This window comes from Pseudoalteromonas luteoviolacea NCIMB 1942 (assembly GCF_001625595.1).
In the GTDB taxonomy this organism is placed as follows: domain Bacteria; phylum Pseudomonadota; class Gammaproteobacteria; order Enterobacterales; family Alteromonadaceae; genus Pseudoalteromonas; species Pseudoalteromonas luteoviolacea_A.
On the sequence record NZ_AUXT01000215.1, the window covers coordinates 1 to 19,383 of the forward strand.

Genomic DNA, 19,383 nt, shown 5'->3' on the forward strand with positions numbered 1-19,383 from the left:
AGAATTTTGAACGCCCTCTGGATCGCTTCTTTTATCCGATTTAATTCGTTCTACTATGGGAGATACAGAAGTCGAATTATTTTTAAATCACTTAGTTAATCAGCAAGATGTATCTCCAAATACTCAATCTCAGGCTTTGAATGCACTTAACTATCTTTTCTAATCAATGGGTGAACGCTTTGATTTCACCCCTTTGATTTCAAATGTTACTCAAGGTAGGCAAGAACCCTCCGCCAGATTCATTTAAAGTTCCACCCGAAATATCTATTTCAGAAGGACAGAATAATTTACTTTCTCGAAGAAGGCGGCGAAATTTCATTTTTACTCATAATGCCACGTGTTGGAGGTCAGTTTGAGTGCCTTGTTATGCGCTTGCTAAACATTAAGCTAGTAGCCCATAAATCGCAGAATCGGATACAACTCCATTAATTTCCCATCGCTGCTTCAGATGACCTTCTTTTATAAAACCTAATCGCTCCAAAGCTTTACCTGAAGAAATATTATCTGGATCTATCTCAGCTTCAATTCTACGTAAATGTAGAGTGTTGAATGCGTAAGTAATTAGTGCATTTCCAGCCTCAAATATAATGCCTTGCCCCCAGAATTTTCGGCTTACACCGAAACCGATTTCTGCACGTCTTGATTCCTTTTGGTAGTTAAATAGCATTATTTTACCTAGAAGCTGTTCCGTATTCTTTAGGTAAATACCTAACGTCACGTCTGTATTGTTATTCATTGTTTCTGTACTACTAGTTATAAATGACCTTGCCTCATCAATAGAACTCCAAGGTGCCGTATTCCAATATTTCATGACTTCATGGTCTGAAAATATATCAAACAGATCTCTTGCATCACCTTCTGCTATAACCCTTAGTGTCAGTCGTTCTGTTTCAATTTTTGTTATTAACATTGAGATATAAACCCTTCAGTTTATTATTGCGCATAGACATAATGAATCGCCCCGAGTTCATCGGAGACTGTTTTGTTTAAGTCAGGCCACTTTACCTGACCCTGTTAATTTATCATAGTAGTCTGCTTCATATTGAGCAGGTGACACATAGCCAATTGAAGAGAGTAAGCGTTGATTATTAAACCAATTTTCCCACTCTAGGGTACCGTATTCGACGGCATCAACATTTTTCCATGGACCATTCCTGCGGATAATCTCTGTTTTAAATAGCCCGTTTATCGTTTCAGCCATCGCATTATCATACGAGTCCCCAACACTACCCACAGATGCTGTTATCCCAGATTCCATAAGGCGTTCAGTGTATTTGATTGAGAGATATTGGCTTCCTCTGATGCTGTGATGGATAAGGCCCCGCGTGTCACCTCGATGCCAAATTGCTTGCTCTAATGCATCTAGAATAAGTTCTGTATGCATTGTGGTTGAAACACGCCAGCCGACGATATATCGCGAGAACACGTCTATGACGAATGCCACATAAACAAACCCACTCCAAGTGGCTACATAAGTGATATCTGCAACCCAGAGTTGATTTGGTTGCTCAGCAGTGAACTGGCGATTAACTAAATCTAATGGCTTATCTTGCTGCTCGTTTGGCAGAGTCGTTTTGCATACCTTGCCCCGCCGAGCACCTTGAATACCCATTTTTCGCATTAACCGCTCCACGGTACAACGTGCTACTTGATGACCGTCATTTTTCAGTTTTTGCCATACTTTTCTAGCGCCATAAACAGCCATGTTATCTTCCCACACTTGGCGAATGAGTGTCTTAAGTTCTATATCGCGCTTATAAGTTTAGACATGCGTTCAGGCTGCCTCTGTAGTCGCTATGGGCGTAATAAGTAGAAGCTGCAATTGGCAGCTCCTTGCAGAGTGACTCGATACTGAAATGCTCACAGTAAGTATCAATAAAGGCCACGGCTATTTCTGTTTGCGGTCGAGTTCCGCTTGGGCGAAAAAAGCGGCGCTTGCCTCAAAATATCGTTTGTGCGTTTTAATTCTTTATTTTCGCGCTCTAACTCAGCTAACCGCTCCTCAGCAGATTGAGAATTAGAAGATGAGTCGGAAGGCTGTGCTTGAGACTTTTTAACCCCATGCCCGGAGTGTTTCTGGCGTACAGCCAAGTTTATCTGAAATGGATACTAGTGCAGCCCAACAAGAGATAGGGTACTCATGCTGTTGCGTGGTAACCAGCCTGACTGCACGTTCACGAAATTCAGATGTATAGCGATTTGATTTTTTCATATTTCCAGTTTCTCAAGTTATTGAGCCTCTGGCAAACCCGGGGCGATTCAGTTGGGGAGGTTAGAGCCAATATTGTTGAAGAGGTTAGGGCGAAGAGGTCGGCGATCTATAAAGTGGCTCATTTCACCTTGCGCAAAAGTCACGCCCCTCGGCCATGATTTCGCACCTCATGCTTGACCTCAAAAAGTATCGCGCTATTATAAACCGAACGTTCGTTCTTTTTTTGGGGTGGTATGGGTAAAGGTAAACAAACAAAGCAGCAGATTTTGGCGAAAGGTCTTGAGCTTGCATCTGAAACTGGCTTGAACGATTTAACTATCGGCGTTCTGGCGACGGCTACTGGCATGTCAAAGTCAGGGCTGTTTGGGCATTTCAACTCAAAAGAAACCTTGCAATTAGAGGTGCTTGAGTATGCAGCAGAACGATTTCGCGAGCATGTTGTACTTGCGTGCGACAAAGATATTCGTGGTATCACAAAGCTGAATCAGCTAACCCAAAACTGGCTGAACTGGTACCAACCAGATGCAGTGACTTGCATATTTATGAATGCGTCAATTGAATTTGACGATCAACCAGGTGCGATCAGAGATCATATTGAGTCGACTTTGACAAACTGGCTGAGTTATTTGCAGCACATTGTTTCTCAAGCAATTACAGACGGTGAATTAAAGCCAGACACCAGCCCGAAGCAATTTGTATTTGAGCTCTACTCACTCTATTTGGGGAGTCAGAGTTTACGCTGGCTAAGCCTTGAAGACGACAGTCGCAGCCGCTTTAAATCTGGTTTTAATTCACTTTTAGCAAAGTATGGAGTTAGCAACTAATGAGTAGCAAAATCTATTTTTCAGACAGTAATAGCAAAAAATCTATGAGCTACCTGTTAACACGAGGTGTATCGTCTTTGATGGCAAAAGTCGCCCCCAATACCAGTATGAAAGCTACGCGAAAACTGCTTTTGACTCCCCAAGCTAATCGTAAAGCTTTACCATTACCTGAGTCTATGCGTGTGACTAAGGTAGATTCTCAATATGGTGCGCTTAATGTTGTTGAAGCCGGACAAGGGCCGACTGTAATTTTTACGCATGGCTGGTCGGGTAGCGTGACACAGTTTTATCCACTGATGCAAAAAGTTGTAGAACGTGGGTTTTCAGTTGTGGGCTTTGATCATTATGGGCATGGCAAAAGCGCAGGCCGTTTTGCTAACCTTCCTTTGTTTATCAAAGGCCTTAAAACGGTACTTTCTACTTATGAACACCGTGATATTAAAGGTGTTGTGAGTCACTCTATGGGTACTATTGGTGCGCTAAATGCAACCCAAGGTGCACGTCATGTACTAATCGCCCCAACGTTTGACTTTTACAATTCATTTCAGCATAGAATTTTATCTACAGGGCTTGCTAGCCAACTGTTTGAAAAACTGTTGAATGAAGTAGAAACCGAGCATGAAATGGTGTTCAAAGATCTACAACCAGAATTGCATATGGAGAAACAGGGGCAACTGCTGGTTGTTCACGATCAAGACGATAAATATGCTCAGTATAGCCACACTCAAAAGCAGGTTGAATTGCATGAACACGCAAGCCTATCAACGACTTTAGGGCAAGGCCATGGCCGGATTATTAATAGTGCGCAAACTTGGCAGGCCGTAGAGCAACTAGTCGGCATTTAATACTTTGATTGAATTGCAATTACCGAGCAATGTTTGGCAAGATAGGCTAAATTTAAGTAAATCTGAATTTAACGATTAGTACTTATGGCTAAATACTGTGTGGTTGTGCTTTGGTTGTGTTTTTCGGCGTATGCGCTCGGTGAGAATAAAAATTTACCACCTATTTATGTGTATCATGATTCTGATTACAGTACGCACAAAACATCTGCTGTTGCGATTAAAATGGGATTTTTAACGGCATTGAGCGAAGTTGATAAGCAAGTTCAAGGATTCGAAGTAAAATTACTGTCGAAGGATCATCGTGGCAATAGTAATCGTAGCTTTTTGCATTTCAAACGGTTTTTAAAAGACCCTTCAGCCTTGTTTGTGTTAGGTGGTTTACATTCACCACCTTACATTAAATATCGAGAATTTATTAATAAAAATGAGATACCCTTATTAGTTCCTTGGGCTGCTGGCGGCCCAATTACAAGGTACGACCAAGGCGAAAACTGGGTTTACCGATTATCAGTTGATGACACCAAGGCGGGTCCAAAACTTGTTGAGTTTGCAACAGCTCGATCATGTAAAAAACCTCACCTACTTTTAGAACGCACCCCATGGGGCAAATCAAATTATAAATCCATTGGCAAGGCTATGAATAATGAACAGCCCGATGTGACTTGGTTTGATTGGGGCATGAAAGTGAGCAGCGCTAAAATACACATTAGAGAAATGCTGGCAAAAGACAGTGACTGCTTATTATTTGTAGGCAACTCGATAGAAGGCAAGCAGCTTATCAGCGCAATGGCTGATTATCCAAATGATCAGCGGTTACCGATAATTAGCCACTGGGGGATCACCGGTGGAGACTTCTTTTCTAAAGCAAAAGTGGATCTCGCATCCGGCATCGACTTACATTTTATCCAAAGCTGCTTTTCGTTTCAGCATAGGCCAATGTCTGATTACGCCAAACAAGTGTGGCAACGGGCTAAAACACTTTTTTCTGATGAGTTTGCAGAGCGAGATTTTTTATTTGCCCCGACCGGTTTTATTCATGGTTACGACTTAGGCAAAGTGTCTTTAGCTGCGATGGCGCAAATTAAATTAACTGGCGATATGGGAAGGGATCGCAGCGCTTTTAAGGAGTCTCTCGAAAACTTAACTACGCCAGTCACTGGTTTGATTAAAACGTATAAAAAGCCATTTTCTAAATGGAGTTCAAACGACCCTGATGCACATGAAGCTCTGGGGCTAAAGGACCTTTGTATGGCTTATTTTCAGTCAAATGGAAGCACTAAAGTACTGGTGGATAATTCATGAGAAGTTGGTTAAAAAAGGCGTTTAGCATGTCGTCAGACAAAGCTTTTTATGCCTTTTTGCTGTGTAGTTTAGTATTTTCGATCGTTATCAGTTTGGCACTGGTTGGCACGCGTGCAAATAGCTCTGTAAAAGAGTTGCAAGTCCAGGCTCGGCAAACTGAGGCCAAGCTTGCAGTCAGTAACCTTGGACAGTTTATTTCTACTCGTCTTATTCTTCTTAAAGACTTAGCAAAAATTCCGATGCTCTCCAATGCCGTAATGGGCAGCGACATATCTAGGGCTTCGCTATCAGACTTTTTAAAAGAATATAAAGTGCTGGGCTCTCATGCGCCGTTGCATCTATACAATATCCTCTCAGAGCAGGTATTTACCAATTCACCATTAGAAAATATAAACTTTAATAACGAGCCTTGGTTGGAGCAGTTACTTTTGGGAGAGCTTGGGCAAGCTGTTGCGCTAAAATATGACGGCGAGCAGTTTGTGTTTGTGATTGCGGTGCCCATTGAGTACAACGGCTTTACCGAAGGGGTACTGATCTCAGAGTTTAAAACTGATTTGACGTCTTTAATTGCCATCGACATGGGGCAAACGGAATTAGTTGTCGATTTATTTGGTAAGTGGGTTAAATACAGTAATGCAGATGAAAACCACTCCTATTTTGAGCTTTACAAAAGCACATTAGTAGACACAGACATAGCCATTAAGTTTTATATAGACCAGCAAATCATTGAAAACAGCGTCAACACCTTTATATTGGCGATTACTAAAGCGGTTGTGATAAGCCTGCTGTTATCTTTTTTACTGTTATTCTTTTTTGGTCGCCAGTTACTGCTTAACCCATTTAAACAATTGCAGCTTTCGCAAAAAGCCATCGAAAAAAGTGAAGAGCGTTTTAAATTGGCCATCAAGGGCAGCAACGATGGTATTTGGGATTGGGATATTGAGCGGGGTGGTATGTTTTATTCTCCTAGGTTCAGAGAGCTACTGGGCTACAAAGGAGACGATTTAGTTGGGTTTCCTGATGCTTTCGAAAGTCTAAAAAAGCACGTACACCCAGAAGATAAATCCATTACCTTTGGAGCTTTAAATGCGCACTTAGATACTGGCACAGGGTTTGATGTTGAGTTTAGAATGAGAAACGAAAGTGGAGACTTTCGATTTTACCGTTCTAAGGGCTTAGCGCTGAGAAATAGTGACAACAAAGCAACTCGTATGTCGGGATCGTTGACTGATATCACAGATCAAAAAATGTATCACGAAGCGTTGAAACAAGCGAAAGAGCACAATGATTTGTTGGCCTATGCCATTGAGTCTTGTGATGTGGGTATTGTGATAACCGATGCCCATAAAAAAGATATGCCACTTAGCTTTATTAATTCTGCATTTAAGCGCATCACAGGTTATGACGACAGCGTGCTTGGTAGAAATTGCCGATTCTTGCAAGGCGAGCAAACTTCAAGTACAGCACTTGAGGCGATCCGTGATTCGATACAAAATCAAAAGCCTCATCGCGAGAAAATCCTTAACTATCGTAAAAACGGCGAGACGTTTTGGAACAATATGCATATTGGCCCCGTACTTGATGAGCACAAACGGTTGATTGCCTATGTGGGGATTCTACAGGACATCACAGAGCAAATCCGCCAGCAAAAAGCGTTGGCAGATGCAAAAGTTGAAGCAGAACAAGCAAGTGAGGCAAAAAGCGCATTTTTAGCGTCTATGAGCCATGAGATCAGGACGCCCATGAATGGGGTTTTGGGAATGCTTAACTTAATGTTGAATAGCCCGCTTGATGACGAGCAAAAGCACAGAGCACAGTTGGCAATGAGCAGTGCTAATTCCTTGCTTAACCTGATTAATGACATTCTCGACTTTTCTAAAGTTGACGCTGGAAAAATGGAACTGGAGCTACTTGATTTTGATCTAAGAGAATTATTTGGTGATTTCTCTGAGTCTGCAGCGCTTCAAGCTCAGCGTAAAGGCATCGAGTTAGTTCTGGATATCGTAAAAGTCGAAAGCTCCGTAGTAAAAGGCGATCCAAGCCGATTGCGGCAGGTATTGTCAAATCTAGTCGGTAATGCGATTAAATTTACCGAAGAAGGCGAGATCATTATCAGGGCTGAGCTGACGCAATACGACGACAAGCTCCGACTTGATTGCTCGATAATAGACTCAGGCATTGGTATTCCGCTTTCAAAACAGCATAAATTGTTTGAAACCTTTTCTCAGGTCGACTCTTCTACAACGAGAAAGTATGGTGGTACAGGTCTTGGGCTGTCTATCGTTAAAAAGCTTTGTGAACTGATGGGGGGAAGTATCGGCGTACGAAGCGACGAGGGGAGGGGCAGTGAGTTTTACTTCAATATTGTACTCGACGTTGGTGAGCAAAATAACCAATATCTACCCAACTTTGATATCAGCAAACTAGAGTTGTTGATTGTCGATGATAACCAAACAAATCGCACGGTATTACGTGAGCAGTTGCAGCTATGGGGTGCTAAAGTCACAGAGGCTGCCTCAGCGATAGAAGCACTTTCACAGTGTGAAGCGCGCCTCAAAGACCCAGATAAAAAGCTGTTTGATATAGCGCTTTTAGATATGCAAATGCCGGTTATGGACGGGGCCAAGCTAGGCAGTGAAATGCAAAAGGATACGAGATTAAAGGGCATCAAACTCATAATGATGACGTCGATGGGGCACCAAGGAGACGCAGCATTTTTTGCCAAACGTGGGTTCTCTGGGTATTTTCCAAAGCCAGCAACCACGTCTGACCTGCACAATGCGCTGTCCGTAGTCGGTGAAGGCGGAGAAGCACTGGCAAATGCTAAGCCGATTGTCACATCACATTACTTGAAATCCTTTAAAGAGTCAGAGACAGGTGACGACATAGTATGGGATCCACAGCCTCGCATTCTGCTAGCTGAAGATAATCATGTGAACCAGATTGTCACAACCAGCATGTTGAAAAAGCTCGACATCGATTTTGTTGATGTTGTTGCGAATGGCCGAGAAGCACTAACAACACTCAGACATAGCCAACACTCTTCTCCTTATTGTTTAGTTTTAATGGATTGCCAAATGCCAGAGATGGATGGATATATAGCAACACAATCCATTAGAGATGGTCAGGCAGGTGAAGAAAACAAGAATATTACCGTGATTGCGCTGACTGCCAATGCTATGAGTGGCGATGAGAAAAAGTGCCGAGATGCGGGAATGGATGACTATCTTACTAAACCGATACAGCCAGCAACTTTACTCAATTGCTTAAAAGAGTATTTAGCACACAAGGTTGTTAAATCAGACGTCACCCAAGAGTAAGTAAAAAATAAATGGCTAATTGACGGCGAATTTGGCATATTAACACTGTTCAAATATACAGGTTTTACCGTGAAAACATTGCCAGAAAAGTACTATCTTACCCATTTCTTTGAGCTGTTGAGCTATATTGAGCAAACTAGTCATCATTTACTCAATCACGAACAAAGAGAAAAGTTAGGTGCATTTAGGGCACTTGATGAGCAGTCTCAATGTTTATTAGTGCGCGTAATTAACCGCAAACGTTTGTTTGTGTGTCATGCCGACTTGAAATACAGTGAAATTACAGACTATAACGCTGCCTTTAGGGCACTGTATGAAGCAGGTTGGCTGACCTTTGCAAAGCATATTCAGCACCCTGTGTTATTACTACAAGAGCTAAGTAAACCGCAACTTCAAGCACTTGTAGCTGAACAGAATTTACCTTCTCCCCCTGTAAAGTCCGCTAAAAAAGCCAATTGGCTTGAGTTTGTAAAGGCGCATTTTGATACTTTGGACATATCTCAAAGTGATGTATTTAGCAGATATTTTATGTCTGAATTTAACGACGATTTTGAGTACCTATTGTTTTTGTTTTTTGGTAAGGCCGCGGGTGTATTCGCCCAATTTTCGATGCGTGACCTAGGGGTGATGGATACCCGAGGAGATCGTACCCAAACCAACGCCCACTTTGACGACCTGCAAGAGGCGCAAAGTGCATTTTATTACAGCCGCTTGTATAGCGATTTGAAAACAATGACAGAACAGGCAGCAATGGAGACGGCAAATACATTAATAAGCGAGCTTGCCGTTCCGGTAGTAGGTCAGCTCGCTCAGACTAAGTTTGACCATTTATGCTACAAATTGGCCAACTTGGTGGCAGACAAAAACATCCGATTAAGTGAATCTTTATTGGTATTAAGTGGGCACTCAAGCGCACAGGAAAAGTATATTCGTTTACTTTACAGCCAAGGTGAGCACGAACGTTGTAAACAACAAATAGAAAAAGTAATCGCGTCGCCCAGTGATGAAAAGCTGCTGTTTTTCGCAGAAGATTTTTATCGACTGAAGTTCACCAAAAAACGCACATCAGCTTTGACTGACATGCTGCGTGAAAGCGGCCCTAAATTGTCTTTAGACGAAGCATACAAAGGCTATGTGGAGCAGGGGCTGGTTAATCAGTATGCAAGGCTGGGGACTAAAGCATTTCATTGTGAAAATATGCTTTGGCGTGCGCTATTTTGCTTAAGTTTTTGGCATGAGCTGTTTGAAGATAGCCGAAATGCGTTCTCAAATGAGTTCGAAAGTACACCTAAGTGCATCAAAGATAATACGTTTTATCGTGTATTTGAGGCGGAAATTGAACAGCGTTTGAGTACATTTGATAGCAATGAAGCGTTACTTAATTGGTTAGTCAAACAAGCATCTGAGCGCTTTGGCACACATTGTCGGATGATGCTGTGGCAACCAGACATACTCGCTTATTTATTTGAGTTTGCAAAACACGCACCGATAGAGGCGGTGTGTGCTCAGCTGAGGGCAATGAGTAAAGATTTTAATAACCTCAAAGATGGTTACCCAGACTTAATGGTGTTTGAAAAGGGGGTTAAGTTTGTTGAGGTCAAAGCACCGGGAGATAGCCTAAGGCGCAACCAATTGGTCACGATTCAAAAGTTGATGCTAAGCGGTTTTAACGTAGACGTGCAGTCTGTGGAGTGGCGGGTTTCTCCAGAGCAGCCCTATGTGGTTGTCGACATAGAAACCACTGGCGGCAAAAAAGAGCACGATAAAATTACCGAAATTGCGATGATTAAGGTGCAAAATGGGCAAGTTATAGATCAATGGCAAAGTTTGATAAACCCTCAGCGGCGGGTTCCCAAGTACATAACAGAGTTAACCGGTATCGACAATGAAATGGTTGCAGACGCTCCCATTTTTAGCGAAGTGATTGACGACATCGATACCTTTACTCAAGATGCCATTTTCGTTGCCCACAATGTAAATTTTGATTTTGGCTTTATAAAAGCGGAATTTGGGCGTTTAGAGCGTCCATTTCGCCGCGCTAAACTCTGTACAGTACAGCTTGGTAGAAAGTGGCTACCTGGTCATGCTTCTTATTCACTGGGAAAGATTTGCCATGATTTATCTATCCCACTTACAGGTCATCACCGAGCGTACAATGACGCGGCGGCAACTGTGGCGCTATTTAATTTAATCAATCAAAAGCGCTTAGAGAGCAATTGACTAGTTGCCAGTTGTATTTTGTGGCTCAATCCAAAGGAGAAAACCAACTTGGTTGTTAAGTCTTTTATCATGTTTTTGGCTAAATGCGGCGTGATTGTGTCTTTGTGCACGCTAGGGGTGCTTATTTTACCCCTAATAGCGCAAGACAGCAGTGTGCTTGGTGCAGTACTTGGCGGGCTGATAGTTTCTAATCTATTGATGCTAATTGTTTTTTATAAAGACAAAGCCTACGCTAAACAAAATAAAGAGCGGGTTTCAGAAAGAACACTGGTGTTACTCTCGGCACTGGCGCTACACTGTTCGACGCATTTAGTAATGCATTTCACTCACCATAAAACCAATAAAGTATCGTTTCAATTGAAACTATTGTTGGCTATCAGTATACAGGTGCTGGTAAGTACAATCTGGTTTGTGCAGGTGTATATTTAAGGAAATAGCTCCGACCGGAATCGGAGCCAAATAGACTTAAAACGTGTGGGAGTTAATTGGCTTTTTGCTTGGAGAACTCGTCAAGCAGTGACCAGCGGTGTTCTTTAGATTGTGTGCCATTACCCAAGATCCAATAGTTATATGATTGCTCTATGGTGCCTTTGCTCTGTTGAATGGCAAGCCAAGTATTTAAATAACTTAGAATATCTACATTACGTTTTGCTACTGCGAAACCAACTGGGTACTTAAGCTCAGCGCCTTTTGGTACAACCACACCATATTCTGGATAAAACATACTCCATGCAAACCCCGCTTCGGCGCTTATTACCAATGCGTCGTAATCACTTTGCTTTTCAAAAAACTGTTGATGGTTGTTTAGCTGATTAACTTTTATCTGCTGGTACTCGCTCGCTACATCTCGCATAAGTGGTTGATATTCAACATGAGCTAAGTTTAGCTGCGGCTTAGAAAGCACAAGGTCACGCGTTGCAAACTCTTTGAGTCGGTGATCTTTGGCAACGAGTGCCAATTGCAGCTCTAAAACGGGGTTACTAAAGCGCACAGAGCGCAGATCGGCAACACTCATTTCAAGGCCTGACATAGCGATATCAAAGTAGCCTTTATTTAAATACTCCGCCAATTGATGCTTTTTAAATGGAATAAACTCAACTTTGACTTGTAAATCGGCTGCTAACTTATGCGCTAGGCCAATATCAAAGCCTACAAGCTCACCTTTTTGGTTGAAGTAGCTAAATGGTACGTTATCGACCAAGTAACCAATTCTCAGCAGGTTTCTCTTTTTGATGATTTCAATATTAGTGAGAGATAGCTCGCCACTTTGATAAGCCTTGGGTACATGATTAAGTACGTCGCTTGGTACTTGATCAGACACCACCATATTGGCTATGACATCATCGGCGCCTTTGGTACTTTGTGCCAAGTGATTGTTAGTGACGAAGCTGATAACCATAAATGCCGGCAGCAATACAGACAATAAAGTCAGATAGTAAATAGAACGAATACGTTTTAAATGTAGCTGTTGCTTGTTATAGAAAATACACAGCAGCGTAACTGCAAAAATATACACGACGGTTGTCGGTGAAACGACTTTTGCAGTGAGCACCGACATTGACAAGTAAAGCTGATAGCTGTCAGCGGGTATCTTTAGGCTATCTAACATGTATGGAATCGCAATGTGCACATTGGCAAAGTAACTTAACATAGCCGATAGCGTGACATTTGGAATTTGCTCGAGCGTGATCGGGTTGCCTGTAAGCCAAGCCGCAAATGTGACAAACATTAATGTTGTCAGTTTACCTAAGCTTGGAAAGGTGTACGCAATTGGCACCAGTACCTCTGCAATGTGATCTGACTCTTCATCACTGCGCTTTATTTTTGCCAAGTGCGCTTTAATCCCTTCGGTGATGACGGGCAATACAATAAACACATTACCTGTACTAAAAGCGGTGATCCAAGCATTGCGCATAACTTTGATTAAATCGCGATACTTTACTGGCGTCAGGGCTGCAACCAGCATGGGTAGCAGCGCAAACATTAAATAAAATCCAAGACAAATAACAAGTACAAGGTAGATTTGTAAGTTACTAAGCTCTTCACTACCAATTGTGCCAGCGGTGCTCGCAGTCATTGAAAAAATACCAATCGGAAAGAACTTAATGACCTTTTTTGACATGACGGTAAGGCCTTGTCCAACGACTTCAAGTACGTCTAATAACTGGTTTTTTCGGCCATTAGAAATAAGCGCAAGGCCAAGTGCAATACAAAATATAACCAGTGCAGGTACATTACCTTCAGCCATAGACGCAAACGGATTGGCGGGGATGTACTGCTTTACAAAGTCCACATCTGGGGCTTGAGCCACTAAAGCAGGAGAGAAGAATGTGCCCGCATCGTGTGAAGGTAAAGTCAGTGTAAAGCACCAAATAGCTGCTAAGCCAATGATCCATAAAGCCAGCATAGTAATGGCGGCTTTGGCGAGTACGGTTTTAACTTGGTCAGGACTAAACTTACCTAAACCCACCACCAGACTGACAACAATATAAGGGAAAATAGTAATTTGCATTAAACTGACAAACCCTTCGCCAATCGGTTTCAAAAAGGCAACGCGTTCGCCAAAAATGAGCCCAGTTGCAATGCCGAGGATCAAAGCCCACAGCATCCAATTCATATTTTTTAACCAATAGAATACTTTATTCATATATGCCAGTCACAAGTGAAATTTCGCGCGATTATATTGAGGTTAGCTGAAATTAATCTGAATGCATGAAATGTAAAATGATGAGAGAAAAGAATGCTTTGAAAATTTATAGCTGTAACGCGAGTAAGTATTCACATTTGGCCACTAAACAACGTGTGGCCAAAATATTCATTCATGTTCACAGGTGGGCATGAATTTTTGAAAATATTTTAAACTTCGTAATCCTCACCGTTTTTGCTGCGATAGCACTTGCAACGAGACTCCTCTACTAGCGTATGTTGTACGCCGTCAATAAAGCTCATCCAAAGTTTGGTGTGTTTGCTGTTTTGCGTATCAATTGCACTGAATGGTGTTTCATATTGCACATCATTGATATGTGCCTTGTCGTACTTACCGGTTTCGCCCGCTACATTAAAGCTTAACTCAATATGTAAGCCGTCATCTTTTTGCAGCAAGATAGTAGAGGGTGCTTCTTTATGACCGCATAATGCGACGAACTGTTTTGTGTTTTTAAGCCCGCAATGTTGGCCGTCTGCAAAAAACACCATGAGATGGCTATAATACACAACGTATGCACTAACTTGTGTGTGCGAGCCAAACTCTAGTGGACAGTGCTGATCTAAAAACTGCTTAGCGATGATAAGTTTTTGGCATTCTTCGCTAAGCGGTTGCGATGATTCGTTGGTTTGAAGTTGTGCTTTCATTGATGTATCCCCAGTTACCGAAATTTTATATTGACCACGTTATGGTTGTCTGAATAACGTGTTCGCTGATTAATGACTACAATTTCAGTGTATGAAAAATTATCAATAAATTTCACAAAAAGAATTTTACAGTGTAAATTTTACAAAATCTGGTCTGACCTCTTGTTGCGAATAGTATGAGGGTGTGGTTTTTAAATTCTTATAAGACGCTTGATAGTTACTGACATATTTGGGGGCACAATGAAAACGAGTTCAGAATTAATGCGCAAGTCACATTTTCTCGGTACTAAAATACGAAACTTGCGAAAGCGCAATCACCTTACTTTAGAGGACCTCTCTGCACGGTGTATTCGGGTAGATCCCCAATCTGCGCCTTCAGTGTCGTATTTATCCATGATTGAACGAGGCAAGCGCACCCCAAGTAGTGGCATGCTAGAAAACTTTGCAGAAGTGTTTCAAAAGCCATTGTCGTGGTTTTTAGATACCGAACCAGAGGCTGATGCAATTACGCCCCAAAAAGGTCGCTCAGGTGGGATTGAGGGCATGGCACTTGAGCCAAACTTTTTGTTCTCAAATGATATTTTGCAAATAGCTATTCCCGAAATGCTGTCTCAAACCGGCATTAGTGGCCGCCAGTTTGCGCACCTTTTAATTCGTGCACACCAAGAGCACCATCAAAATCATTTTCCGGATCTAGAACGCGCCGCCGATGAAATAGGCGGCAAAAACCTCTACTTAAATGTCGATGACCTAACTCAGTTATTGAAAAAGCAAGGTTTGACCATTCGCTGGTATGACGAAACACCGAGCGAAGTGATGGACGATAGTGGCCATGTGTTTAACCACCTAATTACCTCATACTTTGCCGAGCCAAATGTCGTGCACATTAATAAGCGGTTAAAGCAAAACCCTGCGCGGCTGAAATATGATTTAGCCGTACACATTGGCCACAGTGTGCTACACGAGCTAAAGGGCCTGCGTTGTGTGCTTAGAACTGGCGGGTTTAATAGCGCTGTGTTGCCAACCACAGACACAACGCCCAATGCACAAGATATTTTAACCGCATGGCACGATTTCGAGTCTAGTTTTTTTGCCGGCGCTTTGCTTTGCCCCAAAGTCGCTTATCGTCAACTGCTCGACTCATACGGTTACGAAGTCGACATACATCAACACTTGAATATTTCCCCCTCAGTTGCCATGCGCAGAATGACAGTGGTATCACCGTACCCTAATTGGCATTACTTTGACGCCTATTTACCCGGTAAGCTCAAAGCGGTTTATCGCGGCAATGGTATACCGCTCCCGTGGGGCAACATGCGTAGTGTTGAAGATCCATGTCAACATTGGGCTGTATTTAGGAAGTTCTTGGCTCAAAGCAACAGCTCAAGTGCACAATTGTCTATACTCAACGTCAATGGTAAACCGCATTTGTATTGCTGTGAGTCATTAAAAGTAAACGATTTAGTTGAAAACGCACATGTGTTGTGTGCAGGCATAGATTTGAATCCCGCGATAGATGCGCAAGGTAATAGTGCGCAAGACTTAGTGCAAGAACTGCAAGATTTATGTATTAAGCAGGGCGGGGCAAGTGTGGTACCTTGGCATCTGAAAAAGCAACTTATGAGTGTTGCCAAAATACTGAATATTAATTGGATTGAACGCGGCATTAACAATGATGTTAGGGTAATATGTACACGGGGTACCGCATGTCCTCGGCAACCGAGTTGTTATGACAATTAGCAAATAGGTGCCTTAATTCGTTTTTATTTACCCCATTTTGTTAGGCCTGAGGTGAGTGAGCATTGAATAAAGTTGTAGCAAAAAAAGCAAGGTAATCACGTTTTTTATTGTGTTTTTTTAATGATGATTTCAGCGGTTTTTTGCACCTCAGTATTTGCTTGTGACAAGACTCTTAAAGTGAGCGTGAGTAGCGATTGGCCACCATACTCTTCAAAACATGGTAACAACTACCTTGGGCTTGAAGTACAGCTTATAGAGTTAGTGCTCAAAGATGCGGGGTTTTGTTGGCAGTATGTGGTGCTGCCCTCGTCAAGCCGCACATTTAAGCAGCTCCAAGAGGGCAAGGTAGACATTATTCCGGCTGCAAGTTTTACACAGCAACGAAGAAAATATGCCGAGTTTAGCCTGCCATACCGTCAAAAAGTGATGCTGCTTTTTACTCAAACAAAAATCACATTGCCGTTTCTAGACAACCCTCAATTAAGAGGCTCGCTGCTCTATGCTAACTTGCGTAGCAACATTGTTGCAGTGAGTCGCGGGAGTGTATATGGGCAGTATTTTGCAAATTACCGTAAAAACTGCCCTGATTGTGTTATCGAGACAAACTTGGCTCGAGAGCGATTTAACTTGGTCAAGCGAGGGCGAGTCGAATACGCGGTAGAAGACAACCTTACAGGTGCATACCTAATTCAACACGAAAACTTTGCTCAGCATATCAAGCCAACGTCCGTCAGTGTGTATGAAAACCCCGTTCAGTATATGGTAAGACCGGGGAGCTTAACCGAAAAACAACTCCAGAAGTTTAATCTCGCTATTATCAAAAATAGTGACGCCATTAAGCAAATAATTGCTGACTATCACCTTAAATAGTCAAAACACAGGTTTTACTCGCATCAAAAAATAAAAAATAAAAAATAAAAAATAAAAAATAAAAAGCCTCTTACTTTTACCTGACTTTTTCCTAAAACACCCAGCAACCCATTGATTAATCTGTGTACGCAGTGTGTTATATAAATTGTCACACAGGTGACAAATACCAATAAAATTTAAAGGAATTAAAAGATGAAAACACTCAACAAAATTTTAAGCCGAGAGTTATGTGAAAAGGTAAGCGGTGCTAGCGGTGTTTATAAGCCGACAGATCCTAGACCGTAATCTACGAAAATAATATAACACTCCTCGCAATTGAGGAGTGTTTTTAAAATTACTTGCTGGAGCTAATGTTTGTCTTTATGTGCGATATTTTTCAGCCGTTTTTTTTCAGCTTTACGGCAGGCTTTTAACGCCATCACATGTTCATCAACAGGGACTGTGCGCGTAGCGAGCTTGAGTACTAATAACGCTTCAGCCAAGCATAAAAGTGTGAGTAAGGGACTAAAAACATGTAAAACATAGGGAAATGTATCAATTACATAATGTTGGAAAAACTGAACTTCGAATAATGCGATAAAGCAAACAAAAACATGTAGAATATAGACAAAGAGCAGTGCGCCTTCTTGTTTAGAAAAATAATAGTTTTCATAAACATCTTTACAAAAAGAACTGATATTACTTAGCTTTTTAACGATAAGACGGCGTGCCAACACAACATAAATATATAGAAGACTGTAGAGAAAAATCCAAATATAATAACCATTCCTCCAACCATAAGCAGTGTCAACCATCGCAGTATCAACAGCTTCCACGACTAGCAAGAGAGTCATTAGGCTACGTGTATTAATACTTTTCCAACCAACAATTAAGGCTATACAGAGTACGGGTAAACTAATATAGCCTATTGATTGGTAAACTGCTTTTAAAGAAATGCTTTCAAACAAAATACGCCAACCTAGACTTGTAGTCTATGCTTCACCTTTAGTGGGCTATATAGTGAGCCTTTCGCCTTTATGAGGTTCAGTTTGATCATTTTAATAGTGCTATTATAAAGGCTGTCTTGAGTTCTATTATATATTCATTTTTCGTAATTCGAAATCTAAATTAGTAGGATATAATAAGAGTAAATGCAGCTGTGATATAATCCTATAGGTTGTTTTATCAAAGATACTCTTTTAGTTACTTGGCTCTTCAGGCAGAGGTCCTCCGGGAGTGCTATGAAGGCCTCCAACAATATTCTTTAATAAATTTTTATCTAAAATAACCATACTGTTACCTCCTTTCTAAGGGCTTGCTTTTCCTAGTGTGAAACTTCTTACCGTCTTATTTTTCATTACAATGCTTATAATTAAGATATAGCACGTTATATGTATAATTGAAATTGATGGTCCGAAAAAATATTTTTGGATAATGTAATTATCAATAAATCTATTAGTATAAAGAGTAGCCTCGATATATGTAATCGCATGTATAACAGTTGAAACACCATAGCAAAAAAGTAATGCACCTTCTTGCTTTAGAAATTTATATTCCTTAGTGAGCTTGTTAAAAAAATAAATGCTATTTTCTAATTTTTCCGCTATTAATCTTCTTCCTAAAATTAGAGAAATGGAAATAAATCCTGAACCTACTGCAAACAAATAATATTCATTTCCCCAACTATAGACGATATCAAATGTCAGCGCTTCCACGATTTCTATAGCCAATAACACCGAAAGGATGTATCTGCAATTGACATTACGCCAAGAGATTAACACTAAAAACAAAAGTATAGGAGTCGAAGAATAGCCCAAAAAAGTGTAAAACAAATTCAATGTGTCATAACTAAACATCAGATACTTCCTTAATTCCGTTTGTTTTCTGGTTGCTGACTTTCAAGCAGTTGCTTGGTTTTCTCTTCTGGGCTAAAGCCGCAAATAAAGCAAATTAGAAAATAACTGGTGAGTGGTACAGGGGTTTTCCCTGTTTCCCAGTTTGAAATCGTTGCTTGATCTACGATGGGTATTAACTTTTTCCCCAGTTGACTTTGTGTCAGTCCAGCATCCTTACGCATCGAACGTATCGACTTGGCTGCTTCTCCCCATAAGCCATTAAACAATCCTAGTTGTCGAATTCTCAGTTTCATAACTTTCCAACATTACCTTATGATAACAAAATTTAACAAAAGTTATCACTAAACCTGCATTTTAGGCAAGGAAATAGCGTTAATATTCGAAAATATTAATATAATAATGTTGTTGAGGAGGTGCTTTATCTTATTTCTATATACTACACCTAATTTTTATTAAATATTTCATTATCTGAATGCGATGTTAACAACTAAGATTCAACATTGAAACCTTTAAAATGAGATTTTTTTAAATTTATAGTAAAAGAATGTGTAAAGGTAATTTAATACTATAGTATTGGTGCGTTTTTTATAAATAAAAATAACTTTTCACCAGTTGTTATGTGCAGTTATCCAATTGAAAGTTAAGTTTATTGCTTGATTGATATGATTTTTGTTTCATTAAATTATTTTAAATAATGCAATTATATTTTTTTAAACTAAATCTGCTATTTTTTATAGGTCTTTAATTTCGGGACTTTTGTCATGTTGGCTACTTTTAGAACGTACTGTAACCTTTAGTACTCATGTGCTTTATTTAATAGTGATATTTTGACTACAATGTATGGCCAGGGTGCGAGCACACTTT

General features: G+C 40.9%; 15 protein-coding genes, 1 pseudogene and 1 other annotated feature. Of the genes and pseudogenes, 9 read left to right on the forward strand and 7 right to left on the reverse strand.

Translation table 11 applies throughout. The annotated features are described in order from the left end of the window. Positions 1-55 precede the first annotated feature (55 nt). On the forward strand, positions 56-163 hold the full coding sequence (locus N482_RS24580) for a phage integrase N-terminal SAM-like domain-containing protein (protein WP_081251254.1): 108 nt from the start codon (positions 56-58) through the stop codon (positions 161-163). Positions 164-382: 219 nt separating this feature from the next. On the opposite strand, the gene N482_RS22295 is transcribed toward N482_RS24580, so the two are convergent. Both N482_RS22295 and N482_RS22300 read right to left on the reverse strand, forming a co-directional pair. Continuing rightward, positions 383-910: a GNAT family N-acetyltransferase gene (locus N482_RS22295; RefSeq protein WP_063379150.1), complete on the reverse strand. Its 528-nt coding sequence runs from the start codon at positions 908-910 to the stop codon at positions 383-385. Positions 911-991: 81 nt separating this feature from the next. Next, positions 992-2,212: pseudogene (locus tag N482_RS22300) on the reverse strand (IS3 family transposase). Continuing rightward, positions 1,817-1,931 (reverse strand) — a sequence feature (AL1L pseudoknot). Its footprint overlaps the pseudogene before it by 115 nt. A gap of 233 nt (positions 2,213-2,445) precedes the next feature. Here N482_RS22300 and N482_RS22305 point away from each other — a divergent pair. The 6 genes from N482_RS22305 (at position 2,446) to N482_RS22330 (ending at position 11,152) form a co-directional block, all read left to right on the forward strand. Then, on the forward strand, positions 2,446-3,036 hold the full coding sequence (locus tag N482_RS22305; RefSeq protein WP_063379151.1) for a TetR/AcrR family transcriptional regulator: 591 nt from the start codon (positions 2,446-2,448) through the stop codon (positions 3,034-3,036). Then, a complete protein-coding gene (locus N482_RS22310) occupies positions 3,036-3,881 on the forward strand; it encodes an alpha/beta hydrolase (protein WP_063379152.1) in 846 nt (281 codons plus the stop codon). The genes N482_RS22305 and N482_RS22310 overlap by 1 nt, the downstream gene beginning before the upstream one ends. A gap of 84 nt (positions 3,882-3,965) precedes the next feature. Further along, the gene (locus tag N482_RS22315; protein WP_063379153.1) at positions 3,966-5,183 is read left to right on the forward strand and encodes an ABC transporter substrate-binding protein; all 1,218 of its coding nucleotides are present in this window, start codon (positions 3,966-3,968) and stop codon (positions 5,181-5,183) included. Beyond that, entirely contained in the window at positions 5,180-8,503 is a 3,324-nt protein-coding gene (locus N482_RS22320; RefSeq protein ID WP_063379154.1) for a response regulator, read from the forward strand. Before N482_RS22315 ends, N482_RS22320 begins: the two co-directional genes overlap by 4 nt. 69 nt (positions 8,504-8,572) lie before the next feature. After that, positions 8,573-10,723 carry an exonuclease domain-containing protein gene (locus tag N482_RS22325; protein WP_063379155.1) on the forward strand — a complete coding sequence of 717 codons (2,151 nt, stop codon included), beginning with the start codon at positions 8,573-8,575 and terminating at the stop codon, positions 10,721-10,723. Between the two features lie 48 nt (positions 10,724-10,771). Next, complete coding sequence (locus tag N482_RS22330) at positions 10,772-11,152, forward strand: DUF1294 domain-containing protein (RefSeq protein ID WP_155730683.1); 381 nt, start codon at positions 10,772-10,774, stop codon at positions 11,150-11,152. 52 nt (positions 11,153-11,204) lie between these two features. Here the strand turns inward: N482_RS22330 and N482_RS22335 are convergent, their stop codons facing one another. Together N482_RS22335 and N482_RS22340 are read right to left on the reverse strand one after the other, a co-directional pair. Beyond that, entirely contained in the window at positions 11,205-13,331 is a 2,127-nt protein-coding gene (locus N482_RS22335; RefSeq protein WP_196763652.1) for a cation:dicarboxylate symporter family transporter, read from the reverse strand. Positions 13,332-13,579: 248 nt separating this feature from the next. Then, positions 13,580-14,074 (reverse strand): malate synthase, encoded by a 495-nt coding sequence (locus N482_RS22340; protein ID WP_063379158.1) that lies wholly within the window; start codon positions 14,072-14,074, stop codon positions 13,580-13,582. Between the two features lie 240 nt (positions 14,075-14,314). Between N482_RS22340 and N482_RS22345 the strand changes: the two genes are divergently transcribed. Together N482_RS22345 and N482_RS22350 are read left to right on the forward strand one after the other, a co-directional pair. Beyond that, the gene (locus tag N482_RS22345) at positions 14,315-15,814 is read left to right on the forward strand and encodes a DUF3612 domain-containing protein (protein ID WP_063372506.1); all 1,500 of its coding nucleotides are present in this window, start codon (positions 14,315-14,317) and stop codon (positions 15,812-15,814) included. Between the two features lie 177 nt (positions 15,815-15,991). Further along, on the forward strand, positions 15,992-16,684 hold the full coding sequence (locus N482_RS22350) for a substrate-binding periplasmic protein (protein ID WP_196765373.1): 693 nt from the start codon (positions 15,992-15,994) through the stop codon (positions 16,682-16,684). A 347-nt stretch (positions 16,685-17,031) separates the two neighbouring features. On the opposite strand, the gene N482_RS22355 is transcribed toward N482_RS22350, so the two are convergent. From N482_RS22355 to N482_RS22365, 3 genes are all read right to left on the reverse strand, one after another. Then, a complete protein-coding gene (locus tag N482_RS22355; RefSeq protein WP_063379160.1) occupies positions 17,032-17,631 on the reverse strand; it encodes a hypothetical protein in 600 nt (199 codons plus the stop codon). Positions 17,632-17,970: 339 nt separating this feature from the next. After that, a complete protein-coding gene (locus N482_RS22360) occupies positions 17,971-18,519 on the reverse strand; it encodes a hypothetical protein (RefSeq protein WP_063379161.1) in 549 nt (182 codons plus the stop codon). Between the two features lie 11 nt (positions 18,520-18,530). Beyond that, on the reverse strand, positions 18,531-18,812 hold the full coding sequence (locus N482_RS22365; protein WP_063379162.1) for a helix-turn-helix domain-containing protein: 282 nt from the start codon (positions 18,810-18,812) through the stop codon (positions 18,531-18,533). Between the last annotated feature and the right edge of the window lie 571 nt (positions 18,813-19,383).